Source organism: Agrobacterium tumefaciens (assembly GCF_031801495.1).
Taxonomy (GTDB): Bacteria; Pseudomonadota; Alphaproteobacteria; order Rhizobiales; family Rhizobiaceae; genus Agrobacterium; species Agrobacterium tumefaciens_K.
Map to the genome: position 1 here is coordinate 212417 of NZ_JAOEGC010000002.1, position 14995 is coordinate 227411.

The window sequence follows — 14995 nt, forward strand, 5'->3', positions numbered from 1 at the left end:
TCTGTATGAAGAGGCGCAAAACATAGCCCATTCGGCGCGAAAGCCAAATGCTTTCAGCAGACGCTGTCGCTCAGTCGGCGACCAGAGGCGCGGCAACGGCTTTGAGCACGCCTTGTGCATCCTTGGGCGAAAGCCGCACCTGAAGACCGCGCTGGCCACCATTCATGTAGACGTATTCATGACCCGTGGACTGCGCCTCGATCGCAGTGGGAACGAGTTTCTTCTGACCGAAAGGGCTGATGCCGCCGACATGATAGCCAGTGGCGCGCTCCGCATCGGCAGGTTTCATCATGTTGGCGGATTTGCCGCCGAAGGCTGCGGCCAGTTTTTTCATGCTCACTTCACGATCAGACGGCACGACGACGCAAACCGTCTTGCCATCCACTTCGGCCATCAGTGTTTTCAGGACCAGATGCGGTGGTTCACCAATGGCTTCCGCCGCCTGAAGGCCGATACGGTCGGCGTTGGGATCGTAATCATAGGTGACGGTTGCGAAGGCCACGCCAGCCTTGGCAAGCGTCTGGGTTGCGCGCGTCGTTTTTGACATGCCGGTGCGTCACGCAAAAACGGACTGATAGATTTCCGGTTTGAAGCCGACGGTAATCTTGCCTTTGGCCTCCAGCACGGGGCGCTTGATCATCGATGGCTGTTCCAGCATCAGAGCTATGGCTTTGTCGCGGGTCAGGTCCGCTTTCTGCGTCTCGTCCAGTTTCTTGAAGGTGGTGCCGGCGCGGTTCAGCACGGTTTCCCATCCGGCGGCATCACACCATGCATTCAGGTGCGACACATCAATGCCGGTCGCCTTGTAATCGTGGAAGGCATGGTCGACGCCATTGGCCTCAAGCCAGTTACGAGCCTTCTTCATCGTGTCGCAGTTCTTGATGCCAAATATGGTGACGGTCATGGGATGCCTGTCAGTATGAGTGCCGTTTTGAATGGCATAACAAACTGGTCGCACAATGCAATGCTGCTTGTTTTTGCAAATTTGGCAGGCGCGTTCATCGTCAGCTGCCGCATTTATGCATGGCTCAGCTGTTGGATCATGCATTGTAAGAAAATGCTTTTATACCCATTATCTGGGCATCAAAGATGGAGAGAAAAATGCGTTCCGTTGCAAAGACATCCCGTAAGTTTTTTGGCGAAACCTTCGCCGTGTTCGGTGCTGCAATGGCGGTTTCCGCTGCCGTTCGCGCCCATCGCAAGCCTGCTGGCGCAGACCTCGAAGTTCTTGGCATCGACGCCAAGGCTTTCGACAAGGTTCAGCTCTAAAGCTCGCAGCGGCGAGGCGAATGCCTCGCCTTGGATTTTGAGCGCTTTTTAGGGAGCGCTCGATCAGTCCGGGACTATGACGCCTGTCGAAGGCGTCATTTATTTTTTGGAGTCTCGACGCGTATCCGTTACGCATCGGCATATCGGCACCTCAGTGTGCAAAGGCTAACTGCCGCGCAGGTCGTTCGTAATCGTCGGCTTGTGTAGAGAGCGACCACCGTCCCAGTTCTTCGTGTCGCGTTTGCCCATAATGGCTGAAGACCAGTTCGAAATTGTCCGCAGTCCAGCAGTACGGCTGCGTGATCGGCATCGTGTCGATGTTCCCGCATCCGTATATGGTGGTGATGTGCGGAACAGATGGTCCGATTTGAACGAACGGCAGATTTTTCTTCCGCAGATGGCGTTGAAGAATCCTAGAAAGACCTTCGATTTCCACGGTATCGTAGCTGCTTTTCAGAACGAGGCTGGCGCGATCGCCGAAAATTGCGCTCCTGTCGAGGGCGACAGGAATTGGCCGCGCCCTGATCTCGTCCATCGCTTTTTGTATCCTGCCGAGCAGACCTTCCGGAAGTGTTCGGAAACATCCAACGCAGAAGAGCGTGATGTGGAGCAGATCGGCTGGATAGGCTTCCCGATGTGTCCTGCCTCCCGCGTGGCGACAGGTGTCTGCGAAAATCTGTTCACCAACCGGCTGTGGCGGTTTCAGTAAAAACAACGCTTTGCTCTGAAAACGCTGATTGAAAAGCGCAGTGGTTGCCGTCTGCACCCAATCAAAAGAGAGTTGAGCCGGGTCCTTCCCGTTGATCGATCTGTTAACCATGACGGATACTCCGAGGCTTCATGCCAGGAGCGCCACGATAACATTAGATACGCGAAATAAAAAGAACAAAAAGAGAACAAAGGCGGGGATTACCCCGCCTTGTGATTATTCCCACTCGATGGTGCCGGGTGGCTTGGAAGTGACGTCATAAACGACGCGGTTGATGCCGCGCACCTCGTTGATGATGCGGGTGGCGGCGCGACCGAGGAAGTTCATGTCGTAGGGATAGAAATCCGCCGTCATGCCGTCCACCGATGTCACGGCGCGCAGCGCGCAGACGAAATCATAGGTCCGGTAGTCGCCCATGACGCCGACGGTCTGAACCGGAAGCAGCACGGCGAAAGCCTGCCAGATGGTGTCGTAAAGACCTGCCTTGCGGATTTCATCGAGATAGATGGCGTCCGCCTTGCGCAGGATGTCGAGCTTTTCGCGGGTAATCGCGCCGGGGCAACGGATTGCCAGGCCCGGACCAGGGAACGGGTGGCGACCGATGAACGAGTCCGGCAGACCGAGTTCACGGCCAAGCGCGCGCACTTCATCCTTGAAGAGTTCGCGTAACGGCTCGACGAGCTGCATGTTCATGCGCTCCGGCAGGCCGCCAACATTGTGGTGGCTCTTGATGGTCACGGAAGGACCACCGGAGAACGAGACGCTTTCGATCACGTCCGGGTAAAGTGTACCCTGCGCCAGGAATCTCGGAGCACCCTTGCCATCGGCAGCGATCTTTGCGGCTTCTTCTTCGAATACTTCGATGAACAGGCGGCCGATGGTCTTACGCTTGACTTCCGGATCGGTGACGCCTTCCAGCTGCCCGATGAACAGGTCAGATGCGTCTACTGCCACGAGTGGGATATTGTAGTGATCGCGGAACATGCCGACGACCTGCTCGGTTTCTCCCTGACGCATCAGGCCGTGGTCCACATAGATGCAGGTCAGCTGGTCGCCGATCGCCTCATGGATCAGGATCGCTGCAACCGAGCTGTCGACGCCGCCGGAGAGGCCGCAGATGACGCGCTCATTGCCGACCTGATCCTTGATCTTGCGGATCATCTCGGCGCGGTAGGCAGCCATCGTCCAGTCGGACTTGAGGCCGACGATCTTGTGAACGAAGTTGGAAAGCAGCTTGCCGCCATCGGGCGTGTGCACCACTTCCGGGTGGAACATGGTGGAATAATAGTGGCGGCTCTCATCGGCGGCGATCGCGAACGGTGCGTTCTCGGAGGTCGCGATGACCTCGAAGCCGTCCGGCAGCTGCGTGACGCGGTCGCCGTGGCTCATCCAGACCGGATAGCTCTTGCCCTGTTCCCAGAAACCGTCGAACAGCGGGCTCGCCTTTTTGATGTCGATGTCGGCACGGCCGAATTCCGCCGCATGTCCACCTTCAACGACACCGCCGAGCTGGGTCGCCAGCGTCTGCTGGCCGTAGCAGATGCCGAGGATCGGAACCTTGCTGTCGAAAACGGCCTGCGGTGCGCGGGGCGAGCCTTCCGCCGTGACCGATGCCGGTCCGCCGGAGAAGATTACGCCCTTGGGCTGAAGCTTCTCGAATGCCTCTGCGGCGTTCTGGAACGGATGAATTTCACAATAGACGCCGGCTTCGCGAACGCGGCGCGCAATGAGCTGCGTCACCTGGCTGCCGAAATCGATGATGAGAATGCTGTCGGGATGAGCTGTCTGGGTCATGGCGAGCCTTTAAAGAATTGCTGGGCTTTAGGCAACCCGGCAGTTGCCCTGAAAAGCCAGAAAATATGCGTTTGCGCAAGGCGTCACAGCGTGATCGCACCCTCTTTGATGGCCACGAACAGCTGGTCCACGCTCTCGGCCAGCTTCTCGTCGATGATGTGGAGATACTCGGTCCAGTCGTTTATTTGGTTCACATCCGTCTTGCCATCGGAAATGCCGCGCAACCCGATCAGCGGAACTCCGAAATGCTGGCAGGCGCGCAGGATCGCAAAAGTCTCCATCTCCACCACATCGGCGTCGATGTGGTCGTAGGAAGCACCTGAAACGACATTGGCGCCAGTTGAGAGCCGCGCCTCCGCTATTCCCGGCACCCGCAGCGGAAGGGGAATCTCGGCAGGCAGATCCAGAAGCGGTGTGCAGCCTTTCTCAAAGCCGAAGGCAGACGCATCCATATCGCGGTAGGAGACGGAGACTGCCTGATAGATCTCGGTCTGCTCGAGGCTCCGCGATCCGGCGGAACCGAGTGAGACGACAAGATCCGGCAGGCTGCCCGCCGCTTTGAGGTCACTCAAAGCCGCTGTCAGCGAAACCGCGGCTTCCACCGGGCCGATGCCGGTCATCAACGGTTTGAAGCGGGCTTTCAGATGCGCGCCGTATTCCGGATTTGCAGCCATGACGAACAACAGGCGCTTGTCTGCCACATGGGTTATTTCATAGCTCATTTTCATTGAAACCTTCGCGGCCCTTCATCACCATCATCGTTCCCGTCATCGATGCGATCAGTTTCGCCGGGCCGTCCGAAATCGCATAGGCGCGGCCATCGGCAACGATGAGGTTGCTGCCGGGCTTGATGATTTCGCCACGGAACAGGAAGCGCTCGCCGCGACCCGGCGACATGAGGTTGACCTTGAACTCGATGGTCAGCAACGAGGCGTCGGGCTCGATGATTGTATAGGCGGCATAGGTGCAGGCCGTGTCGAGGCCCGCAGCAATGACCCCCGCATGCAATATGCCATGCTGCTGTGTCAGTTTTTCGTGAAAGGGAAGCTCGATCTCCACGAGACGATGTTCAATGCGGGCTATCGTTGCATCTATCGCCTGAACAACGCCCTGCCGTGCAAAGCTTTTCTCTATCCGCTGACGAAAATCGCCTGGATCGGTGATCCCCATTACCCGCCTGTCCATTCTGCCGTGTTCTCAGCAAGACATGGCGTGCAGTCGCCTGCAAGGCAAGGGGAGACATCGATTTAGTTCAACACGAAGATGCTGAAATTGAGAGCGGTCGCGAAAGCGACCCAGAGTGCGTAAGGCACGAAAAGCCACATCGATATGCGATCGCGGCTGTAATTGAGGAGAATAAAGGCGAGAATGCAGATCAGCATCGGAATGATGATGACGAGCGCAGCTCCCGGGCTTTGCATGCCGAAGAAAACAGGTGACCAGAAGAAGTTCAGCACCATCTGCGTAAACCAGAGCCGCATACGCGCACCCATCGGCTTCAGGATCCACATTCGCGCACCGGCAATGCCGATCAACACGTACAGCGTCGTCCACACAGGGCCGAAAATCCAGTTGGGAGGATTGAACGGCGGTTTCTGCAGCGATTGATACCAATCGCCGGGAACGTTGTTGATGCCGATCAGGGCTCCGATGGCGACAACCGCAACCACGAAAACGATATACACGGACAGGTTTTTCATGACGCATGAAATGCGTTTCGCTGCCTTTGGTTCCCGTGGTTTTTCAGCATTTTAGCGAAAGATGCGGACGATATGCTGATCCCAGGCGACATTGCTGCGCGTGGCGTCGAAAAAGCCGTCATAGGACGAGACGGCAATGCTTCCCGCCGATGCCGCGACGCCTGCGGCTTCCCGGACAGTCTTTTCGGAAATGACGCTACCGGTTTTCGCATCGAGCGTCACGGCCGCATTGCCATTCGGCGAGGTTAACCCGACGATGCCGTTCTGACGATTGACGGCGATCGCGCCGACATAGTTGGCCAGACGAAGCGTCGTCCTCTCCGGCAGATCGATGAAGGCCAGATCCTCGCCTTTCGAGAAATAGCCCACCAGCGGCGGCAGATCGTTTCGTGGCCCTTCATACTGGCATGCGAACCAGATGCGTCCGTCGTTGCCAAGGTCGACGTGCCGGGTGGAAAGCTGACGCAGCTTTTCCGGCATGGTGTGTTTTTGAATGAGATGTCCCGTTGCCGCATCCAGCAGCACCAGCGATGGTTCCATGCGGTCGATGTTGAGCTTCGTGCGGCCGAAATCCGGATGTGTTTCGATACCGCCGTTTGCGATGACGATCTGCGTACCGTCATCGCTCACTGTCATGTCGTGCGTGCCGATGCCATACGCATCATATTCGCCGATGCGCCGGAACCTGTCGCGCGCATCGTAGAGCCCGATCACACCGCGATTGCCGTCGAAATCGTTCTCGCTGGCGTAGAGGATAGAACCATCGGGCGAAAACTGCCCGTGACCGTAGAAGTGGCGGTTTTCAGGCGTGTGCATGACAACGGCTTCACGGCGTCCGGACGGGTCGAAAGCCATGAAAAAGGTGCCGGGCCGGCGCGCAAAGGCCACCACCATGCCGGTGGCCCGGCTGGCAGCCATGCCATGCGCACGGGCGGGCAGCGTTACGCGGTCAATGATCTGGCCTGCCTCGCTCACCGTCGCGATACCATAAGCACCGTCAGGCCCCCGAAATGCAGAAGCGAAAATGGCATCCGCTCGTTCCAGGGCAAACAGCGCGCGCGGCGAAAGGGTTGCCAGAAACGGCAGTCCAGCCGCCTTGATGAAGCTGCGCCGGTCGATCATCATGCCAGCCTTGCCGCGCATCACGCTCAATCTCCATCCGCGAAGGAGAAGCCGGAACTGAGGCCGATTGCGCCGCCATACTGGTCGTTGAGGCGATAGATCAGGTCCTTGCCGTTCAGCAGCAGATAATCCACCTTGGCGCGCTGATCCTTGTCATCCAGCGCCTTTTCCACATCCGGCTCGATGTTTCCTGCAACCCGGATCATCGATTTGGCGAGGAAGTCGATGGAGCTGACGATGGAGCGCTGGTCCGGCGGCAGGAGGTCGGTCATTCCCGCAGTATGCAGCAGGTTCTGAATAGCGGCGATGTTGGCAGAGATGCTTTGCCAGGTGAGGCCAGCCCGGCGGTAGATTGCCGTACGCGGGAAGGTCGCCTTGTCCGGGCCCTTGTAGAACGTTTCGATGCGCTGATCGCGTATCGCCTCGGACCCATGCACGAGAATGCCGAGCAAAGCGACGAGAGCCTCGCGTTCATCACGGAAAACCGGATTGTCTGGCCCCGGCTCCGTCCAGTTTTTCGCCACGCCATCCGGCGCTTTCCATGCATCGGAGAGTTCTGCGGCAACATTGGCGACATTGCCGGCGATTGCGGTGCCGTATCGGCAACGGAATGCGCCTGCTGGCTTGAGCAATTCGTCGGCATTGGTTCCGTAAAGCACGAATTCCAGCGCACCAAGACCCTGTGCCGCAACGCTCTTGCCCTTGAGTCCGTCGGCGGTGGCGACGCTTTCATCCTCGGCTGAAAGATAACCCTGCACCTGCTTCAGCCCCAGGCCTTTCTTGTCGGGGTAATAAAGCACCCGCTCGAAGCGGTTCTGTTCGATGACCGGGCCGATGCGAACGATCTCTATGGTCGACCAGCTTCGCACGGTGTCGACAAAAGCGGCCTTTGCTGCATCCGCCATTGCCGGGGCAGGGGTCGCACAGAAAGCCTCCATTTTGCCCTCCAATGCCTCAGCCGATTGTCGGAAGCGATCATAGCCGGGGCGAATGAAGCCGTTCACCGCCTTCTCCATCACGCCGCGTACCTGAACGGGATCAAGCGGCGGGGGTGGCATCAGCTCCACGTCCTGCGCTTTTATGGGCGTGGCATAAAGCGCCAGCAACAGGGGAACACAGGGGAGTTTTCGCATCGCGTTTTTCATCAGAGTGACTCCAGAAAGGCAAGCAAAGCCTGCCGGTCGGATTTTGGCAAGGTGGCAAAGGCGTTGCGGGCTTTCTCGGCCTCGCCGCCATGCCACAGGATCGCTTCGGTCAAATTGCGGGCGCGTCCGTCATGCAGGTAAAAGCCGTTGCCGTTCACGGCCTGCGTCAGACCGATACCCCAAAGCGGCTGGGTGCGCCATTCCCGTCCGTTTGCCTCGCCGACCTGCTGGCCGTCAGCCAGTCCATCGCCCATATCGTGCAGCAGGAAGTCGGAGTAGGGCCAGATGAGCTGGAAGGAATGCAGCGCATCCGTCGCATCGCGGCGTGTTACGAATTTCGGCCTGTGACAGGCGGCACAGCCAGTCGTGTAGAAAATTTCCTTCCCGCGCAGCACCTTGGTATCGCTGACATTGCGCCGCTGCGGCACGGCAAGGTTTTCGGTATAAAAGGTTACGAGATCGAGCACCGGATCGGGCGCCTCCGAGGTGCCGAGGCGTGGCTGCACACCGGTCGGCATGGCGAGACAGTCCTTCTGTACCCGTGTGCAATCGCCGTAGGCATTGGTCGCATCCGGCGTGGAAATGCCGATATCGTGCAAAAAGGCGCTGGAGCTCTGGTCGCGAACACTGGCGTTTTGCGCCTTCCAGCCAAAACGGCCGAGTTTGACGATGCCGCTCCGATGATCTTTTACCCACGCGGGTTTTCCCGAAATGCGGTCGCCATTCCTGTCGTCCGGATCGGCAAGGGCAAGGATGTCAGCATCGGGGACCGCCTCAATCAACCCAAGACCGAGTGTCGGCATGGCGATACGCGCCGAGAGGGTGGTGTCGTCGCCAAGCGGGCCATATTTCGGGTCTGCCACGCGGTAGAATGGCTTGCGCAGCATCACCGTCTCCCCATCCGCAAGGATCACGGCCTCTTCGCTGTATTCGACCGCGAGTTTGCCCTCGGCTTCAAGACCGGGGATGGCAAGGTTCTGCAACTGTCTGCCATAGGTCGCGTCGGGAAAGTTCACGACGTCGTGCCGGGCAATCTCTGCCCGTTCAGCATCGGTTCGGGCCGGTCGCGCCAGCCTCAGAAACATGGAAACGGCGTCTTCACCCTGGAGTGGCGGACGGCCTCTGCCATCTTTGACATGACAGCTCTGGCAGGAACGGGCGTTGTAGAGCGGTCCCAGACCATCGGAGGCCTGCGTCGAGGATGGCGAAGAAACCCAGAGTTTCTGAAAGAGCGCATTGCCGAGCTTGAATTCCTGCACCTTTTCAAGCGGCATGTTGGCCGAAGGATGCGAAAAGGCGCCGCTGCCGGGTTCGACCTTGCTGGTCGTTGCGCCACCTGACATGGCTTCGAAAGGCTCGGCCTTGGAAAAATCCGAGGTTGGCGCGGTTACGCCAAGAACACGCTTTCGATCCTTTTCCGTCAGATCATCGCGCAACGGCGCGGCAAGCGCGGCCGACACCACAAGGCACGTTGCCGCGGCAAGGAAAATCGGTTTGCGGATCGGTGGCAGCGCAAAGGTCATGAGAGGCATGGGGCCGCGGAAAATCACGGCCCCATTGTTTCTTATTTGAAGACCGCGTTCGGATTGTCGAGGCTCTCAGAACCTTCGAGGTCGATCTTGCCGAGATCGAGCGCCGCGATAACGCGTTCTATGGTCTTCGTCTGGTCCAGCAGCCCGTCGATTGCGGCCTGAACAACGGCGTTGCCTTCCTTGTTGCCCTCACCGATCATCTGGTCGTAAGCCTCGGTGGTCTGGGCGCGCTTCTCCATCGCATGCATGGCATCGAGCGTCTTGTTGAGCTTCGCCGTCATCTCGTCGTTCAGTGCCTTGTCCTTGGCGCCCACCAGTTCAGACAGCGAAGGTCCGGTCATCTTCGTACCGTCAGCACGCGTATATTCGCCCGTATAGGCCGAAGCTATGCCAACCGCGTCGTAGAGGTGCGAATTGTAGGTATTGTCGGAGAAGCAATCATGCTCCTCTTCCGGATCGTGCAGCAGAAGGCCGAGCTTCATGCGTTCGCCTGCAAGTTCGCCGTAGGAAAGTGACCCCATGCCGGTCAGGATGGAGGTCAGGCCAGCCTTCGGATCGGCTGAGACATTTTTCGTCGCTTCACCTTCCGGCGCCCAGGCGTCCACCATGTCCTGCAGATCCTTGACCAGCAGCGTGGAGGCTGATTTCAGATAGTCGGCGCGGCGGTCGCAATTGCCATTCGTGCACTTGGCCTTGTCGTAATCGGTGTAGGGGCGGTTGCCCGCACCAGGTCCGGTGCCATTCAGATCCTGCCCCCACAACAGGAACTCGATTGCGTGGTAACCGGTCGTCACGTTGGCTTCCACATCCCCCGCTTCGCTCAGGCTTTCGATCAGTTCCGGCGTGATCTTAGCGGCATCGACCTCTTCGCCGCCGATCTTGATCGTCTTGTTGGCGATGATGTTGGCGACGTAAAGCTCGTTCTCGTCGCTTTCCGTGCCGTAAGAGCCGTCGACATAATCGATGAGGCCCTCATCCAGCGGCCAAGCGTTCACCTTGCCTTCCCATTCGTCAACGATCGCGTTGCCAAAACGGTAGACTTCCGACTGCTGGTAAGGGACACGCGCCTTGATCCAGGCTGCGCGCGCGGCTTTCAGCGTCTCGTCGCTCGGGGTGGCAATCAGCGCGTCGATCGCCTTGTCCAGCGCCTTGGCGGTGATGAGCGAGTCTTCGTATTTCGCATGCGCCACATCAGCGTAGTGTTTGACAACGGCGGCGGCGTCGGTTGCTGCATGTGCGGGAAGCGCGGTGAAGGCTGCGGATGCGGCCAGAAGCGCGACAGACGCGCCAAGAATGGTTTTGCGGATCATGATCCCTCTCCTTCGCCAGACGTGACGTTGCATCACGCTGCGTTTAGCGAGTTCTGGACCAATCACAAACTTGTGTCAAATATTCTAGTTTAGAACATTTACAACGAAACTGCCGGATTTTGACGATCTGCAAATCCGGGATTTCGCGGCGGTTGTGAACGGGCCTTATCCCTTGCGTCGCATGGCGCAGAAGAAGAAACCATCCGTATCTGTGGTTGCAGGCGTCAGCGTCACCGTCTCATTATCGGAAGAATGCGGTTTTGCCGCTTTCTCCCCGAAAATGCCGCTCCAGCGCGTCAGGGCCGAGCGGATGGAGAATTCGGGATTGTCTGCACAGAAGCGACGGACCTGACGTTCGTTTTCCTCCGGCAGAACGGAACAGGTCACGTAAAGCAGTTCACCGCCGGGACGCACGAACAGTTTCGCCTGATCCAGCGCTTCCGCCTGCTGGCCGACACGTTCTTCGAGATTTCGCTGCGTAAGCCGCCATTTCGTGTCCGGACGACGACGCCATGTGCCGGTGCCGGTGCAGGGCGCATCGACGAGAACGCGGTCGAACTTTTCAGTGAACGGCACAAGGCCGGACGCACGGTCGTGGACTTGCACATTGCGAGTGCCTGCTCGCTTTAGGCGTTCGATGATCGGCGCAAGACGTTTGCGATCCGCATCGAAGGCATGCACCTGGCCCTTGTTGTTCATGCTGGCAGCCATGGCCAGCGTCTTGCCCCCGCCGCCGGCGCAATAGTCGAGAACCTGCTCGCCCTCCTGAGCGCCTGCCAGATCGGCCACGATCTGCGATCCCTCGTCCTGCACTTCGAACCAGCCCTTCTGGAACGAAAGCTCTGCCGTGACATTGGGCAGGCGGGAAGGGCCTTCGCCAGCCGGGATGCGCACACCTTGACGGGCGATGTGCGTCGCTTCCGCGCCATTCTCTTCCAGAGCCTTCAGAACCTTTTCGCGTGTCGCCTTCAGGGTGTTGGCGCGCAGGTCCAGCGTCGGGCGTTCGTTCAGCGCTCTGGCCTCTTCCAGCCACCGTTCACCGAAGGCGGCCTCGAAGGAGGGCTGCACCCATTCGGGAATATCGCCCTGGATGTACAGCGGCGCATCTGTGATCGAGCGTGAGGTGAATGCCTTGATGGTTTCGTCTGACAAGGGGGCGGGGGCGAACTTGTCGCCCTCGAATTCAGCGATCAGCTGCTCGAGGGATTTTCCCCATTGCCGCAGCATCACCGCGTAGCCCAGCGCGTTGGCGCTGTCGTCGTCCATCAGCCATGCGTGGGACAGTTTCATCCGCAGCGCATCGTAAACGATGTTGCCGATGGCGGCGCGGTCGCCGGATCCGGCGAAACGATGTGCAAGGCCCCAATCCTTGAGGGCATCGGCGACAGGACGTCTACGTCCCTCGATATCCGCCAATACCTCGATCGCTCCGGCCAAACGTCCGCCTAAACGCATTGTCTACCTCTTGTTGCTGGTTGCCCGGTTGGTAGACGCGAATGGTGGCGAGGGCAAGCTCAATCGGCGGAAACGATCTCGTAGCAGACCTTGGCCGTGCCGGAGTTGATCATGCCGATGTTCTTGGCTGCGGCCTTGGAAAGATCGAGCACGCGACCCTTGATGAAAGGTCCACGGTCGTTGATGCGCACGATGACGGCCTTGCCGTTACGGGCGTTGGTAACCTTGACCTTGGTGCCAAAACGCAGCGAACGATGTGCTGCGGTAAGGTGAGAGGCGTTCATACGCTCGCCCGAAGCAGTCTTGGAGCTCAACGCATACCACGATGCGCCTCCGCAACCGTTTGCCGCAGACGCCTGGAGAGGCGCCACGATGGAACAGACGGCGATAGTTGCAGCGGTGAAAGTTATACGACGGATGTTCAACAAACTGTGCTTCCCTGATACTCGGCCCCGCGCCGATTGAATTTGCCCTTGCTTGAAAGCCACTGAGTGGCCTGAACGCGTTTGAATGCGTGATTGTAGGGCGAGGGAAAAATGGCGAAAAAAAGCTGATTTCCAATCACGAACTGTTACAGTCTGTAACATTTGTGATCGAGATCTAAAAACGGACGTGAGGAACCGGGTGGTGAGGATTAGGAAAAAGTATCGCGGAATCAACGATAAAGCGAAATAGCGTTGCCGCTCTCGAATTTATGAATCGAGTTCACGAAATGTGAGTGAAATATTTTTCTAATAGTGAGGATTTTAGCGAATCGCAGCTGGTTAATAAAATCATAATAGGCATAAATGAGACGAAATCTATCCTGAAAAGTGGCTTTGGAAGGATTTTTCATCGCTTTCAAAGTCGCAATTTCAGCCTCTCCAAACATCGCTTTTCCAGAGCTGATCAAGCGACATACGGTAATTGGGAAAGCGGAAATCAAAACCCAGGGCACTGAGTTTACCGTTCGAAACGCGCTTGTTTTCGCCATAGAAGGAACGCGCCATCGGCGTGAGTTCTGCCGTTTCGAAGTTCTGCTCCGGCGGTGGTTCGCGCCCCATCAGCGATGCTGCCAAGGTTACCACGTCCTGCGGTGGTGAGGGTTCGTCGTCTGTCACATTGAAGATGCCGTCTTCGTTCCGTTGCACCAGAAAAGCGCTGGCGGCTCCGATATCCTCGACGCGGATTCGGTTGAAGACCTGTCCTTTTTTAACCAGTCGCCGCGCAATACCCTTTTCGAAATTGACGAATGCGTTGCGGCCGGGCCCATAGATGCCGGACAGCCGCAGGATGGCCAGTGGAACATGGGCCTTTTCAGCTGTTGCCAACCAGGCACTCTCGGTAGCGAGCCGCTCCACGGAGCGGGCGGATACCGGCCTGCAAGGGCTATCTTCGTCAACCCATGCGCCATCATGGTCGCCATAAACGCCAACGGTCGAAAGATAGGCCGACCACTGCAATTCGGGAAAGAACCGCCGGAGATCGCCGCCGGTCAGGCGCAATAACGGATCGTCATCATTCTTCGGGGCTATGGACTGGAATAGGTGCGTGGTGCTGCGCATTTCCTCAAGCAGCACGTCGCCGAGTGTATCACCATCAAACAGAAAGGGTGCCACTCCGAGAGCGGCGAGGGTGGCGAATTTTTCTTCGCTGCGAGTAGTACCGCAGAGCCGCTCCGAGTTGCCTTTCAGTGCCTGCGCAATTGCCTTGCCGGAATAACCTGCACCGAAAATCATCACCCGCATCGTTCACACCTCTGCCTGCTGCCATTCATTCATGACGCCCGGGTCGTCATCCGGCACGCATGTTGCAGCGTAAGCGTGGAATTCCCGCCTGTCCATAAGGCGCGACAGCGCCCATACAGCCATGCCGCGTACCTCGGGGGAAGCATCGTTTTCGGCCAACTGTTGGCATTGGGGGATGAACTGTCTTTCGTCGGAGTTGCCAGCGGCAATCAGAACATTGCGTACGAAACGGTTACGCCCGATGCGCTTGACGGGCGAGCCGCTGAAGAAGGTGCGGAAGGTTGGATCGTCCAGCGTCAGAAGAAAGGCAATGGACGGTTCTTTCAGGTCTTCCCGCGCCTGCAGCTTCATTTCGGAAGCGCTGGCTGCAAACTTGTTCCACGGACAGGCCGCGAGACAGTCGTCGCACCCATAGATGCGATTGCCGATCATCGTCCGGAATTCGCGCGGGATCGGCCCCTTGTGCTCTATGGTAAGATAGGAAATGCAGCGTCGGGCATCGAGCTGGTAGGGTGCCGGGAAGGCGTCTGTCGGGCAGGCGTCCAGGCAGGCCCGGCAGGAACCGCAGTGATCCCTTTCGGCTTCGTCAGGACAGAGGTCTGCCGTGGTGAACATGCTGCCGAGAAACAGCCACGAGCCATGCGTGCGACTGACGAGATTGGTGTGTTTGCCCTGCCAGCCCAGCCCGGCCGCCGCAGCCAGCGGCTTCTCCATCACGGGTGCCGTATCCACGAACACCTTGACGTCCTCACCGGCGCGCGCTGCAAATCGGGTGGCGATTTCTTTCAGGCGCCCCTTGATGACATCGTGATAGTCGCGGTTGCGGGCATAAACCGAGATCGCCGCTTTATCCCTTTTTTGAAGCAGGGGACGCGGGTCTTCCTCCGGACCGTAATTCAGACCGAACATCACGATGGAGCGGACGTCGCCCCATAGAGTTTTCGGCATGGCGCGGCGCGCTTCCGTTTCCTCCATCCACGCCATCGTGCCGTGGTACCCGCTCTCAAGGAAGGCGCGTAAACGTTGCGGCGCAAGTGGAATGCTGTCCGGTGTGGTGACGCGGCAAAGATCGAAGCCGAGCGACAGCGCTTCCTGACGAACGAAGTCCGTCAGCTTTTGCGCGCGTATACGCTGCTTATCGTCCGCAATGGCAATGATCGTTTCTCCGGCTGGCCGTTCTGTCTTTATTATAAAGGGTGGCTGACAGTCGACAACCGGACCTGAAACGGAAA

At 58.3% G+C, this 14995-nt stretch carries 16 protein-coding genes; 1 reads left to right on the top strand and 15 read right to left on the bottom strand.

What is annotated here, in order from left to right; genetic code table 11:
• Positions 1 to 70: 70 nt before the first annotated feature.
• A complete protein-coding gene (ybaK, locus tag N7578_RS10495) occupies positions 71 to 547 on the bottom strand; it encodes a Cys-tRNA(Pro) deacylase (RefSeq protein ID WP_311110288.1) in 477 nt (158 codons plus the stop codon).
• Positions 548 to 556: 9 nt separating this feature from the next.
• Complete coding sequence (locus N7578_RS10500; protein ID WP_311110289.1) at positions 557 to 904, bottom strand: ArsC family reductase; 348 nt, start codon at positions 902 to 904, stop codon at positions 557 to 559.
• A 197-nt stretch (positions 905 to 1101) separates the two neighbouring features.
• Here N7578_RS10500 and N7578_RS10505 point away from each other — a divergent pair, with 197 nt between their 5' ends.
• On the top strand, positions 1102 to 1269 hold the full coding sequence (locus N7578_RS10505) for a hypothetical protein (RefSeq protein WP_311110290.1): 168 nt from the start codon (positions 1102 to 1104) through the stop codon (positions 1267 to 1269).
• 151 nt (positions 1270 to 1420) lie between these two features.
• Here N7578_RS10505 and N7578_RS10510 read toward each other — a convergent pair whose 3' ends face one another.
• The 13 genes from N7578_RS10510 to queG form a co-directional block, all read right to left on the bottom strand.
• Positions 1421 to 2089, bottom strand: a complete 669-nt coding sequence (locus tag N7578_RS10510) for a 2'-5' RNA ligase (protein WP_311110291.1) — start codon at positions 2087 to 2089, stop codon at positions 1421 to 1423.
• A gap of 105 nt (positions 2090 to 2194) precedes the next feature.
• A complete protein-coding gene (gene guaA / locus N7578_RS10515; protein WP_311110292.1) occupies positions 2195 to 3772 on the bottom strand; it encodes a glutamine-hydrolyzing GMP synthase in 1578 nt (525 codons plus the stop codon).
• Between the two features lie 83 nt (positions 3773 to 3855).
• On the bottom strand, positions 3856 to 4494 hold the full coding sequence (locus N7578_RS10520; RefSeq protein ID WP_311112467.1) for a 5'-methylthioadenosine/S-adenosylhomocysteine nucleosidase: 639 nt from the start codon (positions 4492 to 4494) through the stop codon (positions 3856 to 3858).
• Positions 4484 to 4942 (bottom strand): PaaI family thioesterase, encoded by a 459-nt coding sequence (locus tag N7578_RS10525; protein ID WP_311112468.1) that lies wholly within the window; start codon positions 4940 to 4942, stop codon positions 4484 to 4486. The genes N7578_RS10520 and N7578_RS10525 overlap by 11 nt, the downstream gene beginning before the upstream one ends.
• A 77-nt stretch (positions 4943 to 5019) precedes the next feature.
• A complete protein-coding gene (locus tag N7578_RS10530) occupies positions 5020 to 5472 on the bottom strand; it encodes a TspO/MBR family protein (RefSeq protein ID WP_311110293.1) in 453 nt (150 codons plus the stop codon).
• Between the two features lie 51 nt (positions 5473 to 5523).
• The gene (locus tag N7578_RS10535; protein WP_311110294.1) at positions 5524 to 6615 is read right to left on the bottom strand and encodes a DUF1513 domain-containing protein; all 1092 of its coding nucleotides are present in this window, start codon (positions 6613 to 6615) and stop codon (positions 5524 to 5526) included.
• Between the two features lie 5 nt (positions 6616 to 6620).
• Positions 6621 to 7739 carry an imelysin family protein gene (locus N7578_RS10540; protein WP_311110295.1) on the bottom strand — a complete coding sequence of 373 codons (1119 nt, stop codon included), beginning with the start codon at positions 7737 to 7739 and terminating at the stop codon, positions 6621 to 6623.
• Positions 7739 to 9262, bottom strand: a complete 1524-nt coding sequence (locus N7578_RS10545; RefSeq protein ID WP_311112469.1) for a di-heme oxidoredictase family protein — start codon at positions 9260 to 9262, stop codon at positions 7739 to 7741. The genes N7578_RS10540 and N7578_RS10545 overlap by 1 nt, the downstream gene beginning before the upstream one ends.
• Positions 9263 to 9303: 41 nt before the next feature.
• The gene (locus N7578_RS10550) at positions 9304 to 10581 is read right to left on the bottom strand and encodes an imelysin family protein (RefSeq protein ID WP_311110296.1); all 1278 of its coding nucleotides are present in this window, start codon (positions 10579 to 10581) and stop codon (positions 9304 to 9306) included.
• 165 nt (positions 10582 to 10746) lie between these two features.
• Positions 10747 to 12036, bottom strand: a complete 1290-nt coding sequence (locus tag N7578_RS10555) for an RsmB/NOP family class I SAM-dependent RNA methyltransferase (protein WP_311110297.1) — start codon at positions 12034 to 12036, stop codon at positions 10747 to 10749.
• 59 nt (positions 12037 to 12095) lie between these two features.
• Positions 12096 to 12464: a septal ring lytic transglycosylase RlpA family protein gene (locus N7578_RS10560; RefSeq protein ID WP_311110298.1), complete on the bottom strand. Its 369-nt coding sequence runs from the start codon at positions 12462 to 12464 to the stop codon at positions 12096 to 12098.
• A gap of 426 nt (positions 12465 to 12890) precedes the next feature.
• Positions 12891 to 13763 (bottom strand): SDR family oxidoreductase, encoded by an 873-nt coding sequence (locus tag N7578_RS10565; RefSeq protein ID WP_311110299.1) that lies wholly within the window; start codon positions 13761 to 13763, stop codon positions 12891 to 12893.
• 3 nt (positions 13764 to 13766) lie between these two features.
• Positions 13767 to 14918: a tRNA epoxyqueuosine(34) reductase QueG gene (queG, locus tag N7578_RS10570; RefSeq protein WP_311112470.1), complete on the bottom strand. Its 1152-nt coding sequence runs from the start codon at positions 14916 to 14918 to the stop codon at positions 13767 to 13769.
• Positions 14919 to 14995: the final 77 nt, after the last annotated feature.